26 protein-coding genes are annotated in these 24,076 nt (G+C 42.5%); 11 read left to right on the top strand and 15 right to left on the bottom strand.

Annotated elements, in window-relative coordinates:
- Positions 1-16: 16 nt before the first annotated feature.
- Entirely contained in the window at positions 17-577 is a 561-nt protein-coding gene (locus B7697_RS06455) for a mechanosensitive ion channel family protein (protein ID WP_020902998.1), read from the bottom strand.
- A 151-nt stretch (positions 578-728) separates the two neighbouring features.
- Here B7697_RS06455 and sstT point away from each other — a divergent pair, with 151 nt between their 5' ends.
- Together sstT and B7697_RS06445 are read left to right on the top strand one after the other, a co-directional pair.
- On the top strand, positions 729-1,934 hold the full coding sequence (gene sstT, locus B7697_RS06450) for a serine/threonine transporter SstT (RefSeq protein WP_020902997.1): 1,206 nt from the start codon (positions 729-731) through the stop codon (positions 1,932-1,934).
- Positions 1,935-2,001: 67 nt separating this feature from the next.
- Positions 2,002-2,955 carry an aromatic acid exporter family protein gene (locus B7697_RS06445; protein WP_084950874.1) on the top strand — a complete coding sequence of 318 codons (954 nt, stop codon included), beginning with the start codon at positions 2,002-2,004 and terminating at the stop codon, positions 2,953-2,955.
- A 453-nt stretch (positions 2,956-3,408) separates the two neighbouring features.
- On the opposite strand, the gene B7697_RS06440 is transcribed toward B7697_RS06445, so the two are convergent.
- Positions 3,409-4,953: a peptide chain release factor 3 gene (locus tag B7697_RS06440; protein ID WP_001025437.1), complete on the bottom strand. Its 1,545-nt coding sequence runs from the start codon at positions 4,951-4,953 to the stop codon at positions 3,409-3,411.
- A 212-nt stretch (positions 4,954-5,165) separates the two neighbouring features.
- Here B7697_RS06440 and gatC point away from each other — a divergent pair, with 212 nt between their 5' ends.
- The 7 genes from gatC (at position 5,166) to nusB (ending at position 11,312) form a co-directional block, all read left to right on the top strand.
- Positions 5,166-5,468 carry an Asp-tRNA(Asn)/Glu-tRNA(Gln) amidotransferase subunit GatC gene (gene gatC, locus B7697_RS06435; protein WP_000705420.1) on the top strand — a complete coding sequence of 101 codons (303 nt, stop codon included), beginning with the start codon at positions 5,166-5,168 and terminating at the stop codon, positions 5,466-5,468.
- Entirely contained in the window at positions 5,468-6,934 is a 1,467-nt protein-coding gene (gatA, locus tag B7697_RS06430) for an Asp-tRNA(Asn)/Glu-tRNA(Gln) amidotransferase subunit GatA (RefSeq protein WP_033685456.1), read from the top strand. Before gatC ends, gatA begins: the two co-directional genes overlap by 1 nt.
- On the top strand, positions 6,934-8,376 hold the full coding sequence (gatB, locus tag B7697_RS06425; protein WP_024057455.1) for an Asp-tRNA(Asn)/Glu-tRNA(Gln) amidotransferase subunit GatB: 1,443 nt from the start codon (positions 6,934-6,936) through the stop codon (positions 8,374-8,376). Before gatA ends, gatB begins: the two co-directional genes overlap by 1 nt.
- A 126-nt stretch (positions 8,377-8,502) precedes the next feature.
- The gene (locus B7697_RS06420) at positions 8,503-9,546 is read left to right on the top strand and encodes a 2,3-butanediol dehydrogenase (protein WP_084950872.1); all 1,044 of its coding nucleotides are present in this window, start codon (positions 8,503-8,505) and stop codon (positions 9,544-9,546) included.
- Between the two features lie 376 nt (positions 9,547-9,922).
- Positions 9,923-10,483 (top strand): elongation factor P, encoded by a 561-nt coding sequence (efp, locus tag B7697_RS06410; RefSeq protein ID WP_000568643.1) that lies wholly within the window; start codon positions 9,923-9,925, stop codon positions 10,481-10,483.
- 21 nt (positions 10,484-10,504) lie between these two features.
- The gene (locus B7697_RS06405) at positions 10,505-10,894 is read left to right on the top strand and encodes an Asp23/Gls24 family envelope stress response protein (protein ID WP_000510577.1); all 390 of its coding nucleotides are present in this window, start codon (positions 10,505-10,507) and stop codon (positions 10,892-10,894) included.
- Positions 10,887-11,312, top strand: a complete 426-nt coding sequence (gene nusB, locus B7697_RS06400) for a transcription antitermination factor NusB (RefSeq protein WP_000203640.1) — start codon at positions 10,887-10,889, stop codon at positions 11,310-11,312. Before B7697_RS06405 ends, nusB begins: the two co-directional genes overlap by 8 nt.
- Before the next feature lie 113 nt (positions 11,313-11,425).
- On the opposite strand, the gene B7697_RS06395 is transcribed toward nusB, so the two are convergent.
- The 13 genes from B7697_RS06395 to B7697_RS06335 form a co-directional block, all read right to left on the bottom strand.
- A complete protein-coding gene (locus B7697_RS06395; protein ID WP_084950870.1) occupies positions 11,426-12,193 on the bottom strand; it encodes an acetyl-CoA carboxylase carboxyl transferase subunit alpha in 768 nt (255 codons plus the stop codon).
- Complete coding sequence (gene accD, locus B7697_RS06390) at positions 12,190-13,056, bottom strand: acetyl-CoA carboxylase, carboxyltransferase subunit beta (RefSeq protein ID WP_081529523.1); 867 nt, start codon at positions 13,054-13,056, stop codon at positions 12,190-12,192. Before accD ends, B7697_RS06395 begins: the two co-directional genes overlap by 4 nt.
- A gap of 36 nt (positions 13,057-13,092) precedes the next feature.
- Positions 13,093-14,460 carry an acetyl-CoA carboxylase biotin carboxylase subunit gene (locus B7697_RS06385; RefSeq protein WP_084950869.1) on the bottom strand — a complete coding sequence of 456 codons (1,368 nt, stop codon included), beginning with the start codon at positions 14,458-14,460 and terminating at the stop codon, positions 13,093-13,095.
- Between the two features lie 11 nt (positions 14,461-14,471).
- Entirely contained in the window at positions 14,472-14,894 is a 423-nt protein-coding gene (gene fabZ, locus B7697_RS06380; protein WP_000565515.1) for a 3-hydroxyacyl-ACP dehydratase FabZ, read from the bottom strand.
- The gene (accB, locus tag B7697_RS06375) at positions 14,891-15,376 is read right to left on the bottom strand and encodes an acetyl-CoA carboxylase biotin carboxyl carrier protein (protein ID WP_084950867.1); all 486 of its coding nucleotides are present in this window, start codon (positions 15,374-15,376) and stop codon (positions 14,891-14,893) included. The genes fabZ and accB overlap by 4 nt, the downstream gene beginning before the upstream one ends.
- Before the next feature lie 2 nt (positions 15,377-15,378).
- On the bottom strand, positions 15,379-16,614 hold the full coding sequence (fabF, locus tag B7697_RS06370) for a beta-ketoacyl-ACP synthase II (RefSeq protein ID WP_084950865.1): 1,236 nt from the start codon (positions 16,612-16,614) through the stop codon (positions 15,379-15,381).
- A 21-nt stretch (positions 16,615-16,635) separates the two neighbouring features.
- A complete protein-coding gene (gene fabG, locus B7697_RS06365; protein ID WP_049516242.1) occupies positions 16,636-17,367 on the bottom strand; it encodes a 3-oxoacyl-[acyl-carrier-protein] reductase in 732 nt (243 codons plus the stop codon).
- A gap of 40 nt (positions 17,368-17,407) precedes the next feature.
- Complete coding sequence (gene fabD, locus B7697_RS06360) at positions 17,408-18,331, bottom strand: ACP S-malonyltransferase (protein ID WP_049516241.1); 924 nt, start codon at positions 18,329-18,331, stop codon at positions 17,408-17,410.
- Positions 18,324-19,298 carry an enoyl-[acyl-carrier-protein] reductase FabK gene (fabK, locus tag B7697_RS06355; RefSeq protein WP_049516239.1) on the bottom strand — a complete coding sequence of 325 codons (975 nt, stop codon included), beginning with the start codon at positions 19,296-19,298 and terminating at the stop codon, positions 18,324-18,326. Before fabK ends, fabD begins: the two co-directional genes overlap by 8 nt.
- A gap of 116 nt (positions 19,299-19,414) precedes the next feature.
- Positions 19,415-19,639 (bottom strand): acyl carrier protein, encoded by a 225-nt coding sequence (locus B7697_RS06350; protein ID WP_000257838.1) that lies wholly within the window; start codon positions 19,637-19,639, stop codon positions 19,415-19,417.
- Positions 19,640-19,698: 59 nt separating this feature from the next.
- Positions 19,699-20,673, bottom strand: coding sequence for a beta-ketoacyl-ACP synthase III (locus B7697_RS06345; RefSeq protein ID WP_049516237.1), 975 nt, complete (start codon positions 20,671-20,673; stop codon positions 19,699-19,701).
- Positions 20,673-21,107 (bottom strand): fatty acid biosynthesis transcriptional regulator FabT, encoded by a 435-nt coding sequence (fabT, locus tag B7697_RS06340; RefSeq protein WP_049516235.1) that lies wholly within the window; start codon positions 21,105-21,107, stop codon positions 20,673-20,675. Before fabT ends, B7697_RS06345 begins: the two co-directional genes overlap by 1 nt.
- Positions 21,108-21,200: 93 nt before the next feature.
- Complete coding sequence (locus B7697_RS06335) at positions 21,201-21,986, bottom strand: enoyl-CoA hydratase (protein ID WP_078237887.1); 786 nt, start codon at positions 21,984-21,986, stop codon at positions 21,201-21,203.
- A 209-nt stretch (positions 21,987-22,195) separates the two neighbouring features.
- Between B7697_RS06335 and B7697_RS06325 the strand changes: the two genes are divergently transcribed.
- Positions 22,196-23,560 (top strand): aspartate kinase, encoded by a 1,365-nt coding sequence (locus tag B7697_RS06325; RefSeq protein WP_000869666.1) that lies wholly within the window; start codon positions 22,196-22,198, stop codon positions 23,558-23,560.
- Positions 23,561-23,562: 2 nt separating this feature from the next.
- Positions 23,563-23,934 (top strand): DUF956 family protein, encoded by a 372-nt coding sequence (locus tag B7697_RS06320; RefSeq protein ID WP_000079350.1) that lies wholly within the window; start codon positions 23,563-23,565, stop codon positions 23,932-23,934.
- The last annotated feature ends 142 nt before the right edge of the window (positions 23,935-24,076 follow it).

The following is a 24,076-nucleotide window of genomic DNA, read 5'->3' as shown; positions in this document are numbered from 1 at the left end:
ACTTAAAATAACAGGTCTAGTCTGTGCGTGAGAAATTGCTGACGACGGTGATATTCCGATTGGGAACGAAGTGCAGAACCTGATCTTCTCCTCTGAGTTGCGTTGTTCGAATGCCGACACTGACAACCTTGCCCGATACGGTAATAGGACCATTTGTCAAAACGACCTCATCTCCCACATCCAGTTGACGTTCAAAAAGGATGAAAAAGCCATTGATGACATCAGACAGAAAGCCTTGGGCTCCCATACCAATAGCTACCCCAGCAATCCCAGCACCTGCCAGCAAACTAGAGACTGGCAAGCCCAAAATAGACAAGATACAGTAAAGTAAAAAGAAATAGAGGGTATAATTAAACACATTCTCTAATAAACGTGAGATGGTTTTCTGACGCCCGACATCGTGGCGAGACATTTTTAAAGAAGGTTTAACAATTCTCTGCACCATGGTATGAAGTAGTTTCTTAGCTATATAGAATAGCAAAAATAGAAATAACAGAGAAATTAACTTGGTTAAGATATTCTCAATAATCGTTGTTATATCAAGCTTATTGAGGTAGGTTTGAATAAATTCTTGCATAGAAAACTCCTTTCATTTATTATACCATACTTTCACAAGTGATGAATCTCCATAAATATTCAAAAATAATAGCCAAAATAGACAGAAAATTCTTGATTTTAGCTCATATTTATACTATAATCATAAACATTACACAACAAAGGAGATTGTTATGAAAAAAATCATTCATGCTTGGAATAAGGCAAGCCTAATCAAACGGATTTTGATTGGTATGCTTATTGGAGGAACCCTAGGGCTGACACTTCCTAACATTTCAGGAATTGGTTTACTTGGAGATCTCTTTGTTGGTGGCCTCAAAGCCATCGCACCTATTCTAGTCTTTGCCCTCGTTGCCAATGCCCTTTCCCAACATCAAAAGGGTCAAGATAGCAACATGAAAACGGTTATCCTCCTTTACTTGGTGGGAACCTTTGCAGCGGCACTTGTTGCTGTCCTAGCAAGCTTCATCGTCCCTGTTGAGATTACCTTAAATAGTGCCAATACAGAAATCGCACCACCAGATGGAATTGGCCAGGTCCTCAGCAATCTCTTGCTCAAACTGGTTGACAATCCAGTCAATGCCCTCGTTACTGCTAACTACATCGGTATCTTATCTTGGGCAGTTGTTTTCGGGATTGCTATGAGAGAGGCCAGCAAAAATAGTAAAGAATTGCTGAAAACTATGGCTGATGTGACTTCTAAGATTGTCGAATGGATCATCAATCTAGCTCCATTTGGTATCCTTGGTCTTGTCTTCAAAACCATCTCTGATAAGGGAATCGGAAGCCTAGCTAACTACGGAATCTTGCTTGCCCTCTTGGTGACAACTATGTTCTTTGTCGCTCTGGTTGTCAATCCATTGATTGCCTTCCTCTTTATGAAGAGAAACCCTTATCCCCTCGTTTGGAAATGTTTGCGTGTCAGCGGTGTTACAGCCTTCTTCACTCGTAGTTCTGCGGCTAACATCCCTGTCAATATGAAACTTTGCCACGACCTCGGTCTGGATCCAGATACCTATTCTGTTTCTATCCCACTTGGTTCTACTATCAACATGGCAGGGGCAGCGATTACTATTAACGTTTTAACCCTTGCTGCAGTAAATACTCTTGGAATCCCTGTTGACTTTGCCACAGCCTTTGTCCTCAGTGTAGTAGCAGCAATCTCAGCCTGTGGTGCTTCTGGTATTGCCGGAGGATCCCTCCTTCTTATCCCAGTTGCTTGTAGCCTTTTTGGTATTTCTAACGATATTGCCATGCAAGTTGTTGGGGTTGGATTTGTGATTGGGGTCATCCAAGACTCATGTGAAACAGCCCTTAACTCTTCAACAGATGTCCTCTTTACTGCTGTTGCCGAATACGCAGCAGCCCGTAAAAAATAACTCATAAAGACAAGCCTGCTCAGGTCTTGTCTTTTCCGCTTTTATTATAACTTACTAGGAAATCCTTATGTCTATTAGCCAACGTACGACTAAGCTCATCTTAGCTGCCTGTCTTGCCTGCCTTCTTGCTTACTTTCTCAATCTCTCCTCAGCTGTCTCGGCTGGAATCATCGCCCTCTTGAGCCTATCCGATACCCGTAGAAGTACCTTAAAACTGGCCCGAAATCGCCTCTTTTCCATGCTTCTAGCTTTGGTTATCGGAGTTCTGGCTTTTCACTTGAGCGGATTTCATATCTGGAGCCTCGGCCTCTATCTAGCCCTCTATGTGCCTCTAGCCTACAAGATGGGCTGGGAAATTGGCATCACACCAAGTAGCGTTTTGGTTAGCCATCTCTTGGTGCAAAAGTCAACCTCTCCAGACCTCCTAGTCAATGAATTCCTTCTCTTTGCTATCGGTACAGGATTTGCCTTACTGGTTAATCTCTACATGCCTTCACGAGAAGAGGAAATTCATCACTACCACACATTGGTAGAAGAAAAGTTAAAAGATATTCTCCAGCGCTTCAAATATTATTTATCCAGAGGGGATGGACGCAACCGAGCACAGTTAGTTGAAGAATTGGACACCCTTTTGGAAGAAGCCCTCAGACTGGTCTATTTGGATCACTCTGACCACCTCTTTCACCAGACTGATTACCATATCCACTACTTTGAGATGAGACAGCGACAAAGTCGTATCCTGCGAAACATGGCCCAGCACATCAACACCTGTCACCTAGCTGCCAGTGAGAGCCTGATTTTGGCCCAACTCTTTTCAAAAATTGCAGCTCAACTGAGCCAGACCAATCCTGCTTCTGATTTGCTAGATGAAATTGAACGCTATCTGGAAGTCTTCCGGAACCGTAGTCTACCCAAGACAAGAGAAGAATTTGAAACCCGCGCCACCCTTCTTCAACTCCTACGCGAGGCCAAAACCTTCATCCAAGTAAAAGTTGACTTTTACCAAAAATATGGACAGTAAAAAAGAAAACTTCAGACCAATCACAAAAGGTGAATATCTGAAGTTTTCTTTTATTTGTAAGTTATTACCATAAAGGTTAATAATAAAATAAATAAGGCTTAATATTCAACATCTGTTTATAGAATGCTGAGATAAAATACTGCAAACTTTGCAGTATTTTTATCCACTACACGAAGTTTTGCAAATCGAGTCTATTTGCAAACGGAGTTAGTAAGGCAGTTACCCTTTTCTATCTACGACGGAAAAGTCCACGAATCGATACCATTCGTGGATTTTTCCTAGTGAAGCGTTTAGGTAAGCCGCCATAGCGGTTACCTATTATTAGATTACGACACTGAGTTTTACAAATCGATTCCATTTGTAAAACTCAGTTAGTGAGGCAGTTAGCTAGTTCGCCAAATAGCGACTAGCGTCCAACAATTAGGAACTTTAGTTCCAATTGTTGGTACTGAGTCACATCTTCTCTTCCAACTCTACGTCTGGATACTTATCCGCAAACCAGCGGAGGGCAAAGTCATTTTCAAAGAGGAAGACTGGTTGGTCAAAACGGTCTTTAGCCAAGATATTTCGACTTGATGACATTCGTTCATCCAAGTCCTCAGGCTTGATCCAACGAACGGTCTTTTTACCCATTGGGCTCATGACTACTTCCGCATTGTACTCGCCTTCCATGCGGTGTTTAAAGACTTCAAACTGGAGTTGACCAACAGCTCCCAGCATGTACTCGCCTGTTTGGTAATTCTTATAAAGCTGAATAGCACCTTCTTGCACCAGTTGCTCAATCCCCTTGTGGAAGGATTTCTGCTTCATGACATTCTTAGCAGAAACTTTCATAAAAATTTCAGGAGTGAAGGTTGGCAGTGGTTCAAATTCAAATTTGTTTTTTCCAACTGTCAATGTATCCCCAACCTGATAAGTTCCTGTATCGTAAACCCCGATGATATCTCCTGCCACGGCATTGGTCACATTCTCACGACTTTCAGCCATAAACTGGGTAACATTAGACAGTTTAGCACCCTTACCAGTACGAGGCAAGTTGACACTCATGCCACGTTCAAATTCACCCGATACGATACGTACAAAGGCAATACGGTCACGGTGTCGAGGGTCCATGTTGGCTTGGATTTTAAAGACAAATCCTGAGAAGTCCTTATCGTAAGGATCAACAATTTCTCCGTCTGTTTTCTTATGTCCATGTGGCTCTGGAGCAAACTTGAGAAAAGTTTCAAGGAATGTTTGCACACCAAAGTTTGTCAAAGCTGAACCGAAGAAGACTGGTGTCAATTCTCCAGCCAGAATAGCTTCCTCTGAAAACTCATTCCCAGCTTCATTTAAAAGTTCAATATCATCCTTGACTTGCTCGTAGAAAGGGTTGCTGCCAAAAAGCTTGTCCCCATCTTCTAAACTAGCAAAACGCTCATCCCCTTTATAGAGCTCCAAGCGTTGGTTATAGAGGTCATAGAGCCCCTCGAAGGCTTTCCCCATCCCGATTGGCCAGTTCATCGGGTAACTCGCAATGCCTAGTACTTCTTCTAATTCTTGCAAGAGGTCCAGTGGCTCACGTCCATCACGGTCTAGCTTGTTCATAAAGGTGAAGACCGGAATGCCACGGTGTTTCACAACCTCAAACAATTTCTTAGTCTGAGCCTCGATACCCTTGGCAGAGTCCACGACCATAACAGCAGCATCCACCGCCATCAAGGTACGATAGGTATCTTCTGAAAAGTCCTCGTGCCCTGGGGTGTCTAGGATGTTGACGCGCTTACCATCGTAGTCAAACTGCATAACAGATGAAGTCACCGAAATCCCGCGTTGCTTCTCGATATCCATCCAGTCAGACTTGGCAAAAGTCCCTGTTTTCTTTCCTTTTACGGTACCAGCCTCACGAATCTCGCCCCCAAAGTAGAGCAACTGCTCAGTGATAGTTGTTTTCCCCGCGTCCGGGTGGGAGATGATGGCAAAGGTACGACGTTTCTTAATTTCTTCTTGAATATTCATAAGTTCTCTTTCTTTGATTCTCTATTTTTCTTGTTTCAATAGCTAAGAATGATTTCTACATTGGATTTTACCATTCCTTTCAACACTCCATTATATCGGATTTTAGCATTTTTTTCAATTTCTATTTCTTTTCAGCTCCCCCTCCCTTATTTATAGGAAAATATGGTAAAATAGAACAGACTAAAAATCATCATTTCACGAAAGGATGCAAGATGAAAATTACGCAAGAAGAGGTAACACACGTTGCCAATCTTTCAAAATTAAGATTCTCTGAAGAAGAAACTGCTGCCTTTGCGACTACCTTGTCTAAGATTGTTGACATGGTTGAGTTGCTGGGCGAAGTTGACACAACTGGTGTTGCACCTACTACAACTATGGCTGACCGCAAGACCGTACTCCGCCCTGATGTGGCCGAAGAAGGAACAGACCGCGATCGCTTGTTTAAAAACGTACCTGAAAAAGAAAACTATTATATCAAGGTACCAGCTATCCTAGACGATGGAGGAGATGCCTAATGACTTTTAACAATAAAACCATTGAAGACTTGCACAATCTCCTTGTCTCTAAGGAAATTTCTGCAACTGAATTGACCCAAGCAACGCTTGAAGATATCAAGTCTCGAGAGACAGCTATCAACGCTTTTGTCACCATCGCTGAGGAGCAAGCCCTTGCTCAAGCCAAAGCCATTGATGAAGCTGGAATTGACGCTGATAATGTCCTTTCAGGAATTCCACTAGCTGTCAAGGATAATATCTCTACTGACGGTATTCTCACAACTGCAGCCTCAAAAATGCTCTACAACTATGAGCCAATTTTTGATGCAACAGCCGTTTCCAATGCAAAATCTAAAGGCATGATTGTCGTAGGGAAAACTAACATGGACGAGTTTGCCATGGGTGGTTCAGGTGAGACTTCGCACTATGGTGCCACTAAAAATGCTTGGGACCACAGCAAGGTTCCTGGTGGCTCATCAAGTGGTTCTGCCGCAGCTGTAGCCTCAGGACAAGTCCGCTTGTCACTTGGTTCTGATACTGGTGGTTCTATCCGACAACCAGCTGCCTTCAACGGGATTGTTGGTTTCAAACCAACCTACGGAACGGTTTCTCGTTTCGGTCTCATTGCCTTTGGTAGCTCACTAGACCAAATCGGACCTTTTGCTCCTACTGTTAAGGAAAATGCTCTCTTGCTCAACGCTATTGCTAGCGAAGATGCCAAAGACTCTACTTCTGCTCCTGTCCGCATTGCTGACTTTACTTCAAAAATCGGTCAAGACATCAAGGGTATGAAAATCGCTTTGCCTAAGGAATACCTCGGTGAAGGAATTGACCCAGAGGTTAAGGAAACCATTCTTAATGCAGCCAAACACTTTGAAAAACTTGGTGCTATCGTCGAAGAAGTCAGCCTTCCTCACTCTAAATACGGAGTTGCAGTTTACTACATCATCGCTTCATCAGAAGCTTCCTCAAACTTGCAACGTTTTGATGGTATCCGTTACGGCTACCGAGCAGAAGATGCGACTAATCTTGATGAAATCTATGTAAACAGCCGTAGCCAAGGTTTCGGTGAAGAAGTGAAACGTCGTATCATGTTAGGTACTTTCAGTCTTTCATCTGGTTACTACGATGCCTACTACAAGAAAGCTGGACAGGTCCGTACCCTCATCATCCAAGATTTCGAAAACGTCTTTGCGGATTACGATTTGATTTTGGGTCCAACTGCTCCAAGTGTTGCCTATGACTTGGATTCACTCAACCACGACCCAGTTGCCATGTACTTGGCTGACCTTTTGACCATCCCAGTCAACTTGGCAGGTCTTCCAGGGATTTCTATTCCTGCTGGATTCTCTCAAGGTCTGCCTGTCGGTCTCCAATTGATCGGTCCTAAGTACTCTGAGGAAACCATTTACCAAGCTGCTGCTGCTTTTGAGGCGACAACAGACTACCACAAACAACAACCCGTGATTTTTGGAGGTGATAACTAATGAACTTTGAAACAGTCATTGGACTTGAAGTCCACGTAGAGCTCAACACCAATTCAAAAATCTTCTCACCTACGTCTGCCCACTTTGGAAATGACCAAAATGCCAACACTAACGTGATTGACTGGTCTTTCCCAGGAGTTCTGCCAGTTCTTAATAAAGGTGTTGTCGATGCCGGTATCAAGGCTGCTCTTGCCCTCAACATGGACATCCACAAAAAGATGCACTTTGACCGCAAGAACTACTTCTACCCTGATAATCCAAAAGCCTACCAAATTTCTCAGTTTGATGAGCCAATCGGTTATAACGGCTGGATTGAAGTGGAGCTAGAAGACGGTACAACTAAGAAAATCGGTATCGAACGTGCCCACCTAGAAGAAGATGCTGGTAAAAACACTCACGGTACAGATGGCTACTCTTATGTTGACCTCAACCGCCAAGGAGTGCCATTGATTGAGATTGTATCTGAAGCTGACATGCGTTCTCCTGAAGAAGCCTATGCTTATCTAACAGCCCTCAAGGAAGTTATCCAGTACGCTGGTATTTCTGACGTTAAGATGGAAGAAGGTTCTATGCGTGTGGATGCCAATATCTCCCTTCGCCCTTATGGTCAAGAAAAATTCGGTACCAAAACTGAGTTGAAGAACCTCAACTCCTTCTCAAACGTTCGCAAAGGTCTTGAATACGAAGTTCAACGTCAAGCTGAAATCCTCCGCTCCGGGGGGCAAATCCGCCAAGAAACACGCCGTTACGATGAAGCCAACAAGGCAACCATCCTCATGCGTGTCAAAGAAGGTGCTGCAGACTACCGCTACTTCCCAGAACCAGACCTACCTCTCTTTGAAATCTCAGATGAGTGGATTGAGGAAATGCGTACAGAGTTGCCAGAGTTTCCAAAAGAACGCCGTGCACGCTACGTCTCTGACCTTGGCTTGTCAGACTACGATGCCAGCCAGTTGACTGCAAGTAAAGTCACTTCTGACTTCTTTGAAAAAGCTGTTGCCCTTGGTGGCGATGCTAAGCAAGTCTCAAACTGGCTCCAAGGAGAAGTTGCTCAATTCTTGAATGCTGAAAGCAAGACGCTGGAACAAATCGAATTGACACCAGAAAACTTGGTTGAAATGATTGCCATCATCGAAGACGGTACTATTTCTTCTAAGATTGCCAAGAAAGTCTTTGTCCACCTGGCTAAAAACGGCGGTGGAGCGCGTGAATACGTGGAAAAAGCAGGCATGGTTCAAATCTCAGACCCAGATATTCTGATTCCAATCATCCACCAAGTCTTCGCCGATAACGAGGCTGCTGTTGCCGACTTCAAGTCAGGCAAACGCAACGCAGACAAGGCCTTCACAGGCTTCCTCATGAAAGCAACCAAAGGCCAAGCCAACCCACAAGTCGCCCTTAAACTCCTTGCCCAGGAATTAGCGAAGTTGAAAGAAGATTAATATGTAAAAGAAACCAGCCTTGAGGTTGGTTTTTTTCTTGACAAATACAAGGAAAGCGTTTACACTATTACATGTAAAGTTTCCTAAAAGGAAAACTAAAAATCGCAACAATAAGGAGTTATTCATATGGCTACAATGAAAGCAGCTCGCTGGCATGCAGCAAAAGATGTTCGTATTCAAGAAGTAGAAGTCCCTGAGGTACTTCCGCACCAAGTAAAAGTTGCTGTTAAATTCACAGGAATTTGTGGTACTGACCTCCACGAATTTTTAGATGGTCCTATCTTCATCCCAACAGAAGAACATGTCTATTCTGGTCAAAAAGCACCAGTAACACTGGGACATGAATTTTCTGGTGAAATTGTAGATGTCGGAAGCGATGTTACTCGTGTTAAAGTTGGTGATCGGGTTGCTGTAGAACCAATTCTAGCTAAGAATAACTTAGTTGGTAATTATAATTTGGATCCAAACCTTAATTTTGTCGGTTTGGCTGCAGACGGGGGATTTGCCAAATATTGTGTTTTAGACGGTGACTTAGTACATGTCATTCCAGATAGCTTAAGCTATGAGCAAGCTGCTCTCACTGAGCCAGCTGCTGTTGCAGTTTATGCAGTTCGTCAATCAGCACTAAAAGCTGGTGATACTGCTGCAGTCTTTGGCTTAGGTCCGATTGGTCTCTTAATTGTGGAAGCCCTTCGTGCAGCGGGTGCTTCTAAGATTTATGCTGTTGAACTATCACCTGAACGTCAAGCAAAAGCTGAAGAGTTAGGAGCTATCGTTGTCCGTCCGGAAGAAGGTGAAACAGCTGTTGAAGCTATTCATCGTTTAACAAACGGTGGTGTAGATGTTTCTTATGAAGTAACGGGTGTGCCAGTAGTTTTAGGACAAGCCTTAGCTGCCGTACATAAAGCAGGTGAGTGCATGGTGGTCTCTATCTGGGAACGAGAAGCAAATATTAATCCGAATGAATTTGCAATCCAAGAAAAGACACTAAAAGGAATCATTGCTTATCGTCATATCTTCCCTAAAGTATTAGAATTGATGGAACAAGGCTACTTCTCTGCTGAAAAATTGGTTACTAAGAAAATCAAATTGGAAAATATCGTCGAAGAAGGCTTTATCGAATTAACTCAAGATAAGTCACAAATTAAAATTTTGGTAGAACCAGAATAAAAATCAATCTTTTTAAGACAATACTAACAGGTCGGAGTAAGCTTACTTCGGCCTTTTGAAATATAATACTCTTCGAAAATCTCTTCAAACCACGTCAGCGTCACGTTACCGTATATATGGTTACTGACTTCGTCAGTTCTATCCACAACCTCAAAACAGTGTTTTGAGCAACCTGCGGCTTGCTTCCTAGTTTGCTCTTTGATTTCCATTGAGTATGAGAAGAAATATGGTAGATACTCTTTAACATTAACCACTCCACCTGACTAGGCAATATTCTTTTTCTCCCCTACCATCTCCCAATAACTATTTTGGCTTTATTTCCAGAAGATTTTATGGTAAAATGAAGAGTAATAATATTTATTAAAGAGGTAAAAACATGATTGAAGCAAGCAAATTGAAAGCTGGTATGACATTTGAAACTGCAGACGGAAAATTAATCCGCGTTTTGGAAGCTAGCCACCACAAACCAGGTAAAGGGAACACAATCATGCGTATGAAATTACGTGATGTCCGTACTGGTTCTACTTTTGACACAAGCTACCGTCCAGAAGAAAAATTCGAACAAGCTATTATCGAAACTGTGCCAGCTCAATACTTGTACAAAATGGATGAAACTGCCTACTTCATGAACACTGAAACTTACGACCAATACGAAATCCCAGTCGTAAACGTTGAAAATGAATTGCTTTACATCCTTGAAAACTCTGATGTGAAAATCCAATTCTACGGAACTGAAGTAATCGGTGTAACTGTACCAACTACTGTTGAATTGACAGTCGCTGAAACACAACCATCTATCAAAGGTGCTACTGTTACAGGTTCTGGTAAACCAGCGACTATGGAAACTGGACTTGTTGTCAACGTTCCTGACTTCATCGAAGCTGGACAAAAATTGATCATCAACACTGCAGAAGGAACTTACGTTTCTCGTGCCTAATCTCTAGAAAGAGGTCATTCTATGGGAATTGAAGAACAATTTGGCGAAATCGTTATCGCTCCACGTGTACTTGAAAAAATCATTGCCATCGCAACTGCTAAAGTTGAAGGTGTCCACTCATTTTCAAATAAATCCGTATCTGATACCCTATCAAAACTCTCTCTTGGTCGTGGCGTCTACTTAAAAGAAAGCAACGAAGAACTAACTGCTGACATCTACCTTTATCTTGAGTACGGTGTGAAAGTACCAAAAGTGGCTCTTGCTATTCAAAAAGCAGTCAAAGATGCTGTCCGAGATATGGCTGATGTGGAACTTGCTGCTGTTAACATCCATGTTGCAGGAATCGTTCCAGATAAAACACCAAAACCTGAGTTGAAAGATCTATTTAACGAGGACTTCCTCAATGACTAGTCCATTATTAGAATCTAGACGCGAACTTCGTAAATGCGCTTTTCAAGCCCTCATGAGCCTTGAATTCGGCACAGATATGGAAACAGCTTGTCACTTTGCATATACACATGACCGTGAAGATGAAGATGTGCAAATCCCTGCCTTTCTTCTGAACTTGGTTTCTGGTGTTCAAGCTCAAAAAGACGAGTTGGATAAACAAATCAACCAGCACCTCAAGTCAGGCTGGACAGTTGAACGATTGACCTTGGTCGAAAAAAACTTACTACGCTTGGGTATCTTTGAAATCACATCATTTGATACACCTCAGCTGGTAGCAGTCAATGAAGCTATTGAACTTGCTAAGAATTTTTCAGATCAAAAATCAGCCCGCTTTATCAACGGACTGCTTAGTCAATTTGTAACTGAAGAAAATGAATAATCGAAAAGGTGTTTGGTTTCCCAAGCACCTTTTACCTCGTCCTTGATACAGAGTAAGAACCACATAAAAACTAGAACTGGCAGTCAGTTCTAGTTTTTATGTATTCTGAGGTATTAGTATTTTCTAAATCGTTGATAGCGCTCTTCCAACAACTCTTCTATCGGTTTTTGTGAAAGCATGGCTAGCTCAGTTTGGAGTTCTTTTTTGACACTCTTAATCAGTTCTTTACTAGAAAGTCCTGCTTCAGAAATCACCTTATCCACCACGTCCATTTCTAACAGTTCATGCGAAGTGATTTTCATCAGTTCTGCCGCTTCCATAGCACGACTGCCATCTTTCCATAGAATGGAAGCAAAACCTTCTGGACTGAGAATGGCATAGATAGAATTTTCCAGCATCCAAACACGGTCTGCGACTGCTAGAGCCAGAGCCCCACCTGAACCACCTTCACCGATAATAATGGCGATAATCGGAACTTTCAGGTCACTCATTTCCATGAGATTGCGAGCAATGGCTTCTCCCTGTCCACGTTCTTCCGCCCCCACACCAGGATAGGCACCTGCTGTATTGATAAAGGTCACAACTGGACGGCCAAACTTTTCAGCCTGTTTCATCAACCGTAGGGCCTTGCGGTAGCCTTCTGGATGCGGTTGGCCAAAATTCCGCTTGAGGTTGTCTTGCAAACTCTTGCCTTTTTGGATACCAACCACTGTTACAGCTTGGTCTCCAAGCCAACCAATACCACCAACAACTGCACCATCGTCACGAAAAGAACGGTCACCGTGTAATTGGATAAAGTCATCAAAAATGCCTGTCGCAAAGTCCAAGGTCGTCAAGCGACTCTGCTCACGCGCTTCTCTGACTATTTTTGCAATATTCATCTAGGACCCCCTCCATGCAATCTGACTAGGCTAGCAATCGTATCTGGTAAGTCTCTTCTTTTGACAATAGCATCCACAAAGCCATGTTCTAATAGGAATTCTGCCTTTTGGAAATCCTCAGGCAAGCTTTCACGAACCGTATTTTCAATGACACGACGCCCAGCAAAACCAACCAAACTTTGTGGTTCAGCTAGGATGATATCTCCTTCCATAGCGAAAGAAGCTGTCACACCACCTGTCGTTGGATCTGTCAAAATGGTCAGGTAAAAGAGACCAGCATTTGAATGGCGTTTAACCGCTGCAGAAATCTTGGCCATCTGCATGAGACTCATGATTCCTTCCTGCATACGGGCTCCACCAGAGGCTGTGAAGAGGACAACTGGCAATTTTTCCACAGTCGCATACTCAAACAAACGAGTGATTTTTTCACCTACAACCGTACCCATAGAAGCCATGATAAAGTTGGAATCCATAATCCCAAGAGCCACCGTCTGACCTTTTATAAGAGCTGTTCCTGTCACAACGGCTTCATCCAGACCTGTTTTTTCACGCATGGTTGCTAGTTTCTTTTGATAACCAGGGAAATGCAAGGGATCCTTGCTTTCAATCCCTGTAAACAATTCCTTGAAGGTTCCCATATCAATCGTCAAAGCCAAGCGTTCTTGGGCAGAAATACGAAAGGTATAGCTACAATGTGGACAGATACGCTCACTTCCCAGGTCCTTCTGATAAATGGTATGCTTACAGCCTGGACACTGGGAGAATAATTCATCTGGAACCTCTGGCTTGGCTTGAGGTTTTTCCCTAACCGAACGATTGGGATTGATTCGAATATACTTATCTTTTTTACTAAATAGAGCCATTGATTCCCCTTTTCGGTTTAAACTCTTGAAGTCATTTTATTCTTTTTCTTGATATTTGGGTAAGAAGGTTTCCATCAAGAAGGAAGTATCATAATCTCCAGCAATGACATTGCGATCTGAAATGAGGTCAAGCTGGAAATCTGCATTGGTCTGCACCCCTTCAATCTCTAATTCATAGAGGGCACGTTGCATTTTCATCAAGGCATCAAAACGATTCTCACCGTGAACGATGATTTTAGCAATCATACTATCATAATAAGGCGGAATGGTATAGCCTGGATAAACTGCTGAATCCACGCGCAAGCCAACTCCACCACTTGGCAGATGGAGATTAGTAATCTTACCTGGACTTGGAGCAAAGTTAAAGGCTGGATTTTCTGCATTGATACGACACTCGATAGCATGCCCTCTTAGAACAATATCTTCTTGCTTAACAGACAGAGGCTGACCTGCCGCAATGCGAATCTGTTCCTTAACGATATCCACTCCTGAAACAAACTCTGTTACTGGATGCTCTACCTGAACACGTGTATTCATTTCCATGAAATAGAATTTACCACTGGCTTCATCAAGCAGGAACTCAATGGTCCCTGCATTCTCATAGCCAACAGACTCTGCAGCTCGAACAGCAGCAGAACCAATTTCATTGCGTAGCGTTTTGCCAATTGCAATCGAAGGACTTTCTTCTAAAACCTTTTGGTTATTCCGTTGAAGAGAACAATCCCGTTCCCCCAAGTGAATCACATTTCCGTGTTCATCTCCTAAGATTTGAACCTCGATATGACGAGCTGGATAGATGACTCGTTCTATGTACATGGCACCATTGCCATAATTGGCCTTGGCTTCGCTAGAGGCCGTTTCAAAGGCTGAAACGAGGTCTTCTGGTTTTTCAACCTTACGAATCCCTTTACCACCTCCACCTGCTGAAGCCTTGAGCATAACAGGATAGCCAATTTTTTCAGCGACAGTCAAAGCTTCCTCAGAGTTATGCACTTCTCCATCCGAACCTGGAATGACTGGAACACCAGCTTTGATCATCTGAGCACGCGCATTGATCTTGTCTCCCATCATATCCATGACATGACCAGATGGACCGATAAACTTGATCCCAACTTCTTCACACATGGTAGCAAATTTGGAATTTTCACTGAGAAATCCAAAACCGGGGTGAATAGCTTCTGCCTCAGTCAAGACTGCAGCTGATAGAACCGCATTGATATTGAGATAAGACTCAGTTGGCTTACCAGGGCCAATACAAACTGCTTCATCTGCCAAAAGCGTATGAAGAGCTTCCTTATCAGCAGTTGAATAAACCGCCACCGTCGCAATGCCCAATTCACGCGCCGCACGGATAATACGAACCGCAATTTCACCACGATTAGCAATTAAAATTTTTCGAAACATGGAGAACCTCCTTAGTTCCCTATTGCAAAGGTAAGAGTACCACTAGCTGCAAGCTTGCCATCCACTTCAGCCTTTGCTTCAACCACAGCGATTGTGCCACGACGTTTTACAAACGTTGCCGTCATAACTAATTGGTCACCAGGTACAACTTGCTTCTTAAATTTAACCTTGTCCATACCAGCATAAAAGACCAGTTTCCCCTTATTTTCAGGTTTAGACAACTCCAAGACACCAGCAGTTTGAGCCAAGGCTTCCATAATTAGAACACCTGGCATAACTGGGTATTGAGGAAAATGGCCGTTAAAGAAGGGCTCATTGATGGTCACATTTTTGATGGCAACAATGGTATCCTCGCTCACTTCCAAGACACGGTCCACTAGGAGCATAGGATAACGGTGGGGAAGGGCTTCTTTGATTCCTTGAATATCGATCATTTGATACGTACCAATCCTTTACCAAACTCAACCATTTCTTCGTTAGAAACAAGAATTTCCGTTACCACACCATCCTTAGGAGCTGGGATTTCATTCATGACTTTCATGGCTTCGATAATTACCAATGTTTGACCTTTTTTAACACTATCACCAACTGTTACAAAGGCTGGTTTATCAGGACCAGCAGCCAAGTAAGCCACTCCAACAAGTGGGCTCTCTACAACATCTCCCTCAGCAACCACACTTGCTTCAGCTGAAGCAGGAACTTCTTCCACTACAGTTTCTGCTGGAGCAGATGAAGGCGCTACTGGACTTGGTGTTGCTAGAACGGGCGCTGGAGCGACTTGAGGTGCAACTTCAGGTACAAGTCTAGCTTCATTCTTGCTAAACTGCAACTCATCCGTCCCATTTTTATAAGAAAATTCTCTCAAACTTGATTGGTCAAATTGAGCCATCAAGTCTTTAATATCGTTTAAATTCATACTTATTTATTCTCCCAACGTTTGAAAGCAAGAACTGCATTGTGGCCACCAAAACCAAAGGTATTTGAAATAGCGTATGGAATTTCTTGCTCCAAGCCTTGTCCATAAACGACATTGGCTTCGATATAATCTGATACTTCACTTGTCCCAGCTGTCATTGGAACAAAGTTATGACGCATAGCTTCGATAGTGACAATAGCTTCTACTGCACCTGCAGCCCCCAGCAAATGTCCTGTGAAAGACTTGGTTGATGATACAGGCACTTCCTTACCAAGAACAGACACGATCGCACCACTTTCTCCTTTTTCATTGGCAGGAGTTGACGTTCCGTGAGCATTGACATAGGCTACTTGCTCTGGAGAAATCTCAGCTTCTTCCAAGGCTAGTTTGATGGCTTTGATAGCTCCTTGACCTTCTGGATGAGGAGAAGTCATATGGTAGGCATCACAGGTATTTCCATAACCAACTACTTCGGCAAGGATAGTAGCACCACGTTTTTCAGCATGTTCAAGGCTTTCAAGAACCAACATCCCAGAACCTTCACCCATGACAAAACCGTTACGGTCCTTATCAAATGGGATGGAAGCACGAGTTGGGTCCTCTGTAGTAGAGAGAGCTGTTAGGGCTTGGAAACCAGCAATAGCAAAAGGTGTGATAGAGGCTTCTGAACCACCTACCAACATAACATCTTGGAAACCAAACTTAATTGAGCGGAAGGCATCCCCAATCGCGTCATTTGATGAAGCGCAGGCAGTATTGATGGATTTACAAACACCGTTTGCTCCAAAACGCATAGCAACATTTCCTGAAGCCATATTTGGCAAGGCTTTTGGAAGGGTCAATGGTTTCACACGTTTTGGCCCTTTGTCATTTAGGCGAAGCACTTGATCTTCAATTTCCTTGATTCCACCAATACCAGAGGCAACGATAACACCAAAACGATCTTTATCAAGAGCCTCTACATCAAGACCTGCATGATTGACAGCCTCTTGGGCTGCGTACAAGGCATACAAAGAATAGTTATCGAAACGATTGGTATCTTTCTTAACAAAGTATTTATCAAAAGGAAAATCTTGGATTTCTGCTGCATTATGCACATCAAAGTCACTATGATCAAATTTCGTAATTTGACCAATTCCGATTTTTCCAGTTGTCAAACTATTCCAAAATTCTTCTGGTGTATTTCCGATTGGAGATGTTACTCCATAACCTGTTACTACTACGCGATTTAGTTTCATCTTTTTTACCTCTAGCTTCTGCTACATACTTAAGCCACCATCAATGGCAACCACTTGACCAGTTAGATAATCTTGGCCTGCTAAAAATACTGTCAAATCTGCAACCTGCTCTGCCTGCCCAAATTCTTTCATAGGAATTTGTGCCAGCATAGCATCTTTTACCTTGTCTGATAGAACAGCTGTCATATCGGACTCAATCATTCCAGGTGCAATAGCATTAACCCTGATATTGCGATTGGCCACTTCACGCGCCACAGACTTGGTAAAACCAATCAAACCAGCCTTAGAAGCTGCATAGTTAGCTTGACCGATATTTCCCATCAAACCAACTACGCTAGACATATTAATGATAGCACCTTCTCTGGCTTTCATCATCGGTTTCAAGACTGATTGTGTCATGTTAAAGGCACCAGTTAAGTTAACTTTAAGCACTTTTTCAAAATCCGCTTCTGTCATCTTGAGCATCAGGGTATCTTGAGTAATTCCTGCATTGTTAACCAAAACATCTACTGAACCCAGCTCTGCAATAGCTTTCTCAACCATACGCTTAGCGTCTGCAAAATCTGATACATCTCCTGATATAAGAACCACCTTGACACCATAGTTTGAAAACTCAGCGAGCAATTCTTCTGAAATTGCACCACGACTGTTTAAAACAATATTGGCTCCTGCTTGAGCAAACTTGTGGGCAATAGCAAGACCAATTCCACGACTCGAACCTGTAATAAAGATATTTTTATTTTTTAGTTGCATTCTTTTCTCCTGTTTCCTCTTGTATTTATGGGAGAAGGGATTACTTGTTTTCTAGCAAGGCTTCCAAGCTAGCCTGATCTTCAACATTGGCTAATTTAGCTGTCTTATCAATTTTTTTCACAAAGCCTGACAAGACTTTCCCCGGACCAATCTCGATAAAGTTGGTTACGCCTGCTTCTTGCATGACCCCAATACTTTCATAGAAACGAACTGGCTCCTTGACCTGACGCGTCAAAAGTTGAGCAATGTCTTCTTTTTTCATAACTGCAGCTTCTGTATTGCCGACTAGGGGACAAGTGAAATCTGAAAAACTTACCTGAGCTAGAGTTTCAGCTAGTTTCTGGCTAGCAGGCTCAAGGAGAGCGGTATGAAAAGGTCCTGAAACCTTGAGAGGAATCAAGCGTTTGGTGCCTGCTTCCTGCAAGAGTTCTACAGCTCGATCAACTGCAACCACTTCTCCACCAATCACGATTTGTGCAGGTGTATTATAGTTGGCTGGGGTAACTACTCCAAGTTCAGAAGCTTTTCGACAGGCTTCTTCAATAGCCTCTACTGGCGTATTGAGAACAGCCACCATCTTGCCAGAGCCAGCAGGAGCCGCTTCTTCCATATAGGCTCCACGCTTAGCTACCAAGGAAACCGCATCTTCAAAAACCAAGGCGCCACTAGCCACCAAGGCAGAGTATTCCCCAAGAGACAAACCTGCCACCATATCTGGTTGGTAACCTTTTTCCTTTAAAAGTCGATAGATAGCAACTGAAGTCGCTAAAATAGCTGGTTGCGTATAGCGGGTCTGATTGAGTTTTTCTTCTTCCGTATCAATAAGATGACGCAAATCGTAACCAAGCACCTGACTTGCTTGATCAATCGTTTCTTTGACAATAGGGTAGTAATCATAGAGATCCCGTCCCATACCTAGATACTGGGCACCTTGACCAGCAAATAAAAAGGCTGTTTTAGTCATTTCTTACAACTCCTGCCCAACGAGAGGCTTCTTCTTGAATTTTCTTAGCTGCTCCGTAATACAAATCTTTTAGGATTTCTTCAACGGTTTCTTCTTTGGAAACAAGGCCTGCAATTTGACCTGCCATGACAGAGCCTCCATCCACATCTCCGTGAACAACCGCTTTGGCTAGAGCACCTGCTCCCATTTGTTCAAAAATTTCCAAATCTGGATTTTCTTGTTTAAAAGCATCTTTTTCAGCTTGTTCAAAATCACGAGTCAACTGATTTTTAATCGCACGAACAGCATGTCCAAAGTGTTGAGCTGAAATCGTAGTATCAATATCTCTAGCTTTTAAAATTTTCGCCTTATAATTTGGATGGGCATTAGACTCTTTTGCAACGACAAAACGCGTTCCAACCTGAATAGCTTCTGCACCTAGCATAAAGCCAGCCGCAGCACCTTCACCATCCGCAATCCCTCCTGCAGCAATAACAGGAATAGATACAGCAGCAGCAACCTGGCGCACCAAGGTCATGGTTGTTAATTTACCGATATGCCCCCCAGCTTCCATTCCTTCTGCAATAACAGCGTCCGCACCGATTTTTTCCATGCGTTTAGCTAGGGCAACACTCGGTACAACAGGAATAACCGTAATACCAGCTTCATGGAAGCGTTCCATGTATTTGCTTGGATTTCCTGCGCCTGTTGTAACTACCTTAACCTCTTCCTCGATAACGAGGTCTACAATATCTTCCACAAAGGGAGACAAGAGCATGATGTTGACACCAAAGGGTTTATCAGTCAATGATTTGATTTTATCAATATTTGCCTTGACAACTTCTTTAGGAGCATTCCCCCCACCGATAATCCCTAGTCCTCCAGCCTTGGAAACAGCTCCTGCCAAATCACCATCAGCAACCCAGGCCATTCCTCCTTGGAAAATAGGATAATCAATGTTCAATAATTCTGTAATACGTGTTTTCATAGTGCCTCCATCGTTTCTTGCTTACGTAATAGTTCGATACCGTCATAATTTGACAATCAAACTATTGCCTAAACAAGAGGGAGCGGGTTTCCCTACTCCTTCTATTTGTATTCTGCTTATTTTGTTTGCTCTTCAACGTAGGCAACCAAGTCACCAACTGTTTTCAAGTCATCTTCTGCTTCGATTTGGATATCAAAAGCATCTTCGATTTCTGAGATTACTTGGAACAAGTCCAATGAATCTGCGTCTAAATCATCAAAAGTTGATTCAAGTGTTACTTCTGATGCGTCTTTTCCAAGTTCTTCAACGATAATTTCTTGTACTTTTTCAAATACTGCCATGATAGGACTCCTTTAAAATAAATAGTTTTTTTATAACAATGTGTTCACCACATGATTACCTAAATTGTAAGAATGAGCGTGCCCCAGGTCAAGCCTCCACCAAAGCCTGATAGAAGAACAGTCTGGCTACCGTCTAAACGGATGAGGCCTTGTTCTACACACTCTGAAAGTAAAATCGGGATACTGGCTGCACTGGTATTTCCATACTCCATCATATTTGCTGGAAGTTTAGCTCGGTCGACACCGATTTTTCTAGCCATCTTATCCAAGATACGGTCATTAGCCTGATGAAGTAGTAAATAATCCAAGTCTGTCGCCTCTATAGGAGACTCATCAATAGTCTGTTTGATAGACTTGGCTACATCTCTAATGGCAAAATCAAAGACTGCGCGTCCATCCATCTTCAAAAATGAATCTGCATTTTCTTGATCTGAAAATGGAGAATGCAAGCCTGAATGTCCATAGGTCAGACACTCACTGCGACTTCCATCGCTATTGAGACTCTCAGCTAAGAAATGCTCTTGCTCGCTAGTTTCTAGCAAGACTCCACCAGCACCATCTCCAAACAACACAGCTGTTGATCGATCTGACCAATCAACTGCCTTAGAGAGGGTTTCACTACCAATCACTAAGCCTTTTTGAAAGCGACCAGAAGCGATAAACTTTTCAGCAGTTGAAAGAGCAAATACAAATCCACTGCAAGCCGCTGTTAGGTCAAAAGCAAAGGCCTTATTAGCACCAATATTAGCTTGAACACGAGCAGCTGTAGAGGGCATCATCGAATCTGGAGTAATAGTAGCTAGAATGATAAAATCCAGCTCTTCTCCTGTGATTCCAGCTTTTGCCATCAGTTTCTTAGCAACCTCTGTAGCCAAATCACTAGTAGATTCTGTTCTTGAAATATGCCTTTGACGTATTCCCGTCCGACTTGAAATCCACTCATCATTGGTATCCATAATCTGGGCCAAATCATGATTTGTAACCACTTGCTCTGGCACATAATGAGCAACCTGGCTTATTTTTGCAAAAGCCATTATCTCAAATCCTCCAAAAATTGATAAAGATTAGTCAAACCTTTGCTCATAATCTCAATTTCTTGCTTACTCATACCATCGATGATTTTTTCAACCATGGTCTTATGGAAGCGTTTATGTAGCCTATGAACCAAGCGACCTTTCTTTGTCAAATGCAGATGCACCACACGTCTATCATGTTCTGAACGAACGCGTTCAATGTAACCCTTGCGTTCGAGATTATTCAAACTAGTCGTAACTGTCCCAAGAGTCACCATCAACTCTTTTGACACTTGACTTGGTGTCACATCTGGGAATTTCCCAATCACATCAATCGTATGCATTTCTTTGATGGAGATATCTTTGAAACGACTACCCCTCAAGCTAACTTCCTCGATAACGAGGACATTATTAAATATAGATGTTAAATATTCATTAATTCGTTGGTAGTCCAATCTTTCCTTCCCTCCTTTTCAAAAAAACTTTTAGAATCAAAACATTTGACAAAAGAATTATATCAAAGTTCAAAGAATGGTGCAAGTATTTTTTTATTTTCCTGTAAATTTAGGTCTTCTTCTTTCCGAATGAGCCCGAACTCCCTCTTTGAAATCCTCTGTTTGAGCTAAGGATTCCTGTAGGTTCAGTTCTAAAGTAGCATAATCCTGCCAATCTTTAAATTGGCTCTCCCAAACCAACTTCTTGATGGCTGTATAGGAATTAGCTGACCCGCGTCTCAATTTTTTAAGGAGCTGTTCTCTCGTCTTTTCAAGTTTATCAGCTTCACAGACACGGTAAACCAGCCCCCACTCTAGAGCTTTTTCTGCGTTCAAAGCCTCACCTGTCATAGCTAATTGAGCAGCACGCGTCACACCAATACTTCGACTCAAGAGATGAATTCCTCCTGCATCCGGAGCCAAACCAACTCCAACAAAGGCTTGGATAAATTTAGCCTTATCCGTTGCCAGACAGAAATCTGCAGCAACAGCCATATTCGCTGCGGCACCTGCAACAGCCCCATCAACCTCCATCAAGACAGGTTTAGCAATTTGCTTGATTTTATAAGAAATAGTATTGACCAATTCTGCGATTTTCGTCAATGATGGAATATCATCCTCATCGACTGCTCGCTTCATCTCAACCAAATCTCCCCCAACTGAAAAGACTTTGCCATTCGCGTTGATTAAGACAAAATGCACAGCCGGATCCTCTTCTGCCAAAGTCAGAGCTTCTAAAATCTCCTCACACATAGGAATATGAAAACCATTTGCGACCTCAGGACGATTCAAGGTAAGGATTGCCAAATCCTCTTCAAGCTGATAAATAATGTGTTCCATCAGGACTCCTTTTTATTTTATAAGCAGTTTAAATTATTCTATTTTCAAAGTATATCTTTTTTAAAATCAGAAAGCAAGAAAAAATCAACTGAAAGTGTCTCAGCCGATTATAAAGAATCGCTTTATCCTAGAAAGCATCTTATTTTCTTCATTGAAAAAAGGCTTTCTTTCTGCTATAATCGTATAAAATACTTACTTTAGGAGTTCTTATGAAGGTTGTTAAATTTGGAGGTAGCTCTCTTGCCTCTGCTAGTCAATTAGAAAAAGTTTTAAACATCGTAAAAAGCGATTCAGAGCGTCGTTTTGTAGTCGTTTCTGCGCCTGGTAAACGCAATGCTGAAGATACTAAGGTTACGGATGCCTTGATTAAATACTACCGCGACTATGTTGCTGGTAACGATATTAGTAAGAGTCAAAACTGGATTATCGACCGCTATGCTGCTATGGTTAGTGAACTAGGTCTTAAACCAGCTGTGCTAGAAAAAATTTCTAAAAGCATTCGTGCCTTAGCTACTCTTCCTATCGAAGAAAACGAATTTCTCTACGATACTTTCCTAGCAGCCGGTGAAAATAACAATGCTAAATTGATCGCTGCCTACTTTAATCAAAACGGGATCGATGCACGCTATGTTCACCCTAGAGAAGCTGGTATTGTGGTCACAAGTGAACCTGGTCACGCTCGCATCATTCCATCAAGTTATGACAAGATTGAAGAATTGACAAATACAAATGAAGTTCTTGTCATTCCTGGTTTCTTTGGAGTTACCAAGGAAAATCAAATCTGTACCTTCTCACGTGGAGGATCAGACATTACAGGTTCTATCATTGCTGCCGGTGTTAAGGCAGACCTCTATGAAAACTTTACGGATGTTGATGGTATCTTTGCGGCTCACCCAGGAATCATTCACCAACCACACTCTATCCCAGAGTTGACCTACCGTGAAATGCGTGAGTTGGCCTATGCAGGCTTCTCAGTTCTTCATGACGAAGCACTTCTTCCTGCCTACCGTGGAAAAATTCCTCTGGTTATCAAGAATACCAACAATCCTGATCATCCAGGTACTCGTATCGTTCTAAAACACAGTAGTGATGAATTTCCAGTAGTAGGAATTGCTGGTGACTCTGGCTTTGTCAGCATCAACATGTCTAAATACCTCATGAACCGTGAGGTTGGTTTTGGACGCAAAGTTCTGCAGATCCTTGAAGACCTCAACATTGGTTGGGAACATATGCCAACAGGTATCGACGATCTTTCTATCATTCTCCGTTCTCGTGAACTAACTCCTATCAAGGAAGAAGAAATCCTTCGTCAGTTGGTGCAAAAGGCTGAAGTAGATCATGCAGAAATCGAACACGACCTTTCTATCATTATGATTGTTGGTGAAAAGATGAAGAGTCATATTGGAGTAACTGCCACTGCAACACGCGCTCTATCTGAAAACAAGATCAACATCCAGATGATGTCTCAAGGTTCTAGTGAAGTTTCTATCATGTTTGTTGTAAATAAAGACCAAGAAAAAGCAGCTATTAAAGCCCTCTACAATGCCTTTTTCGGTGAAAGTAAGGAAGACTAAGCATGGCCCAATCTCTTAACAAAACAGTGCTTCTCAATACGACAGGAACTTCCTATCTCTCTATAGCTGGGAAAGTTGGGAAATTCCTTGTCGGAGATCAGGCTTTGGAATTTTACCCAGATGTCAATGTTGAACAATTTATCCAGATTCCTTGGAGCCATATCAACCAGATTGGAGCCAATGTCACTGGTCGCAAAATCAGTCGCCACTTCGAAGTCTTTACAGACAGAGGAAAATTCCTCTTTGCTTCAAAAGACTCAGGTGCCATTCTTAAAATTGCACGCGAAAAACTCGGAAATGACAAGGTCGTGAAACTTCCGACCCTGATTCAAACCATTAGTCAAAAATTTAAAAATCTATTTGCAAAAAAGTAGAAACTTTAGTATAATCATAGCAACGGATAAGTAGGTTATCTTCTTCTTTCAGAAAGTCTGCGGATGCTGCGAGCAGATAGGAGGGATAGGTGAAATTCTACCGTTAGTAACAATTGCATACACAATCAAGTGCACTCCTGTG

This window comes from Streptococcus mitis, assembly GCF_002096895.1.
Classification (GTDB): domain Bacteria; phylum Bacillota; class Bacilli; order Lactobacillales; family Streptococcaceae; genus Streptococcus; species Streptococcus mitis_AH.
This window is presented reverse-complemented; position numbering and strand designations above follow the sequence as displayed.

Coding starts and splice junctions, on each gene's coding strand:
- B7697_RS06455 (WP_020902998.1), bottom strand. CDS start 577: ATGCAAGAATTTATTCAAACCTACCTCAATAAGCTTGATATAACAACG.
- sstT (WP_020902997.1), top strand. CDS start 729: ATGAAAAAAATCATTCATGCTTGGAATAAGGCAAGCCTAATCAAACGG.
- B7697_RS06445 (WP_084950874.1), top strand. CDS start 2,002: ATGTCTATTAGCCAACGTACGACTAAGCTCATCTTAGCTGCCTGTCTT.
- B7697_RS06440 (WP_001025437.1), bottom strand. CDS start 4,953: ATGAATATTCAAGAAGAAATTAAGAAACGTCGTACCTTTGCCATCATC.
- gatC (WP_000705420.1), top strand. CDS start 5,166: ATGAAAATTACGCAAGAAGAGGTAACACACGTTGCCAATCTTTCAAAA.
- gatA (WP_033685456.1), top strand. CDS start 5,468: ATGACTTTTAACAATAAAACCATTGAAGACTTGCACAATCTCCTTGTC.
- gatB (WP_024057455.1), top strand. CDS start 6,934: ATGAACTTTGAAACAGTCATTGGACTTGAAGTCCACGTAGAGCTCAAC.
- B7697_RS06420 (WP_084950872.1), top strand. CDS start 8,503: ATGGCTACAATGAAAGCAGCTCGCTGGCATGCAGCAAAAGATGTTCGT.
- efp (WP_000568643.1), top strand. CDS start 9,923: ATGATTGAAGCAAGCAAATTGAAAGCTGGTATGACATTTGAAACTGCA.
- B7697_RS06405 (WP_000510577.1), top strand. CDS start 10,505: ATGGGAATTGAAGAACAATTTGGCGAAATCGTTATCGCTCCACGTGTA.
- nusB (WP_000203640.1), top strand. CDS start 10,887: ATGACTAGTCCATTATTAGAATCTAGACGCGAACTTCGTAAATGCGCT.
- B7697_RS06395 (WP_084950870.1), bottom strand. CDS start 12,193: ATGAATATTGCAAAAATAGTCAGAGAAGCGCGTGAGCAGAGTCGCTTG.
- accD (WP_081529523.1), bottom strand. CDS start 13,056: ATGGCTCTATTTAGTAAAAAAGATAAGTATATTCGAATCAATCCCAAT.
- B7697_RS06385 (WP_084950869.1), bottom strand. CDS start 14,460: ATGTTTCGAAAAATTTTAATTGCTAATCGTGGTGAAATTGCGGTTCGT.
- fabZ (WP_000565515.1), bottom strand. CDS start 14,894: ATGATCGATATTCAAGGAATCAAAGAAGCCCTTCCCCACCGTTATCCT.
- accB (WP_084950867.1), bottom strand. CDS start 15,376: ATGAATTTAAACGATATTAAAGACTTGATGGCTCAATTTGACCAATCA.
- fabF (WP_084950865.1), bottom strand. CDS start 16,614: ATGAAACTAAATCGCGTAGTAGTAACAGGTTATGGAGTAACATCTCCA.
- fabG (WP_049516242.1), bottom strand. CDS start 17,367: ATGCAACTAAAAAATAAAAATATCTTTATTACAGGTTCGAGTCGTGGA.
- fabD (WP_049516241.1), bottom strand. CDS start 18,331: ATGACTAAAACAGCCTTTTTATTTGCTGGTCAAGGTGCCCAGTATCTA.
- fabK (WP_049516239.1), bottom strand. CDS start 19,298: ATGAAAACACGTATTACAGAATTATTGAACATTGATTATCCTATTTTC.
- B7697_RS06350 (WP_000257838.1), bottom strand. CDS start 19,639: ATGGCAGTATTTGAAAAAGTACAAGAAATTATCGTTGAAGAACTTGGA.
- B7697_RS06345 (WP_049516237.1), bottom strand. CDS start 20,673: ATGGCTTTTGCAAAAATAAGCCAGGTTGCTCATTATGTGCCAGAGCAA.
- B7697_RS06335 (WP_078237887.1), bottom strand. CDS start 21,986: ATGGAACACATTATTTATCAGCTTGAAGAGGATTTGGCAATCCTTACC.
- B7697_RS06325 (WP_000869666.1), top strand. CDS start 22,196: ATGAAGGTTGTTAAATTTGGAGGTAGCTCTCTTGCCTCTGCTAGTCAA.
- B7697_RS06320 (WP_000079350.1), top strand. CDS start 23,563: ATGGCCCAATCTCTTAACAAAACAGTGCTTCTCAATACGACAGGAACT.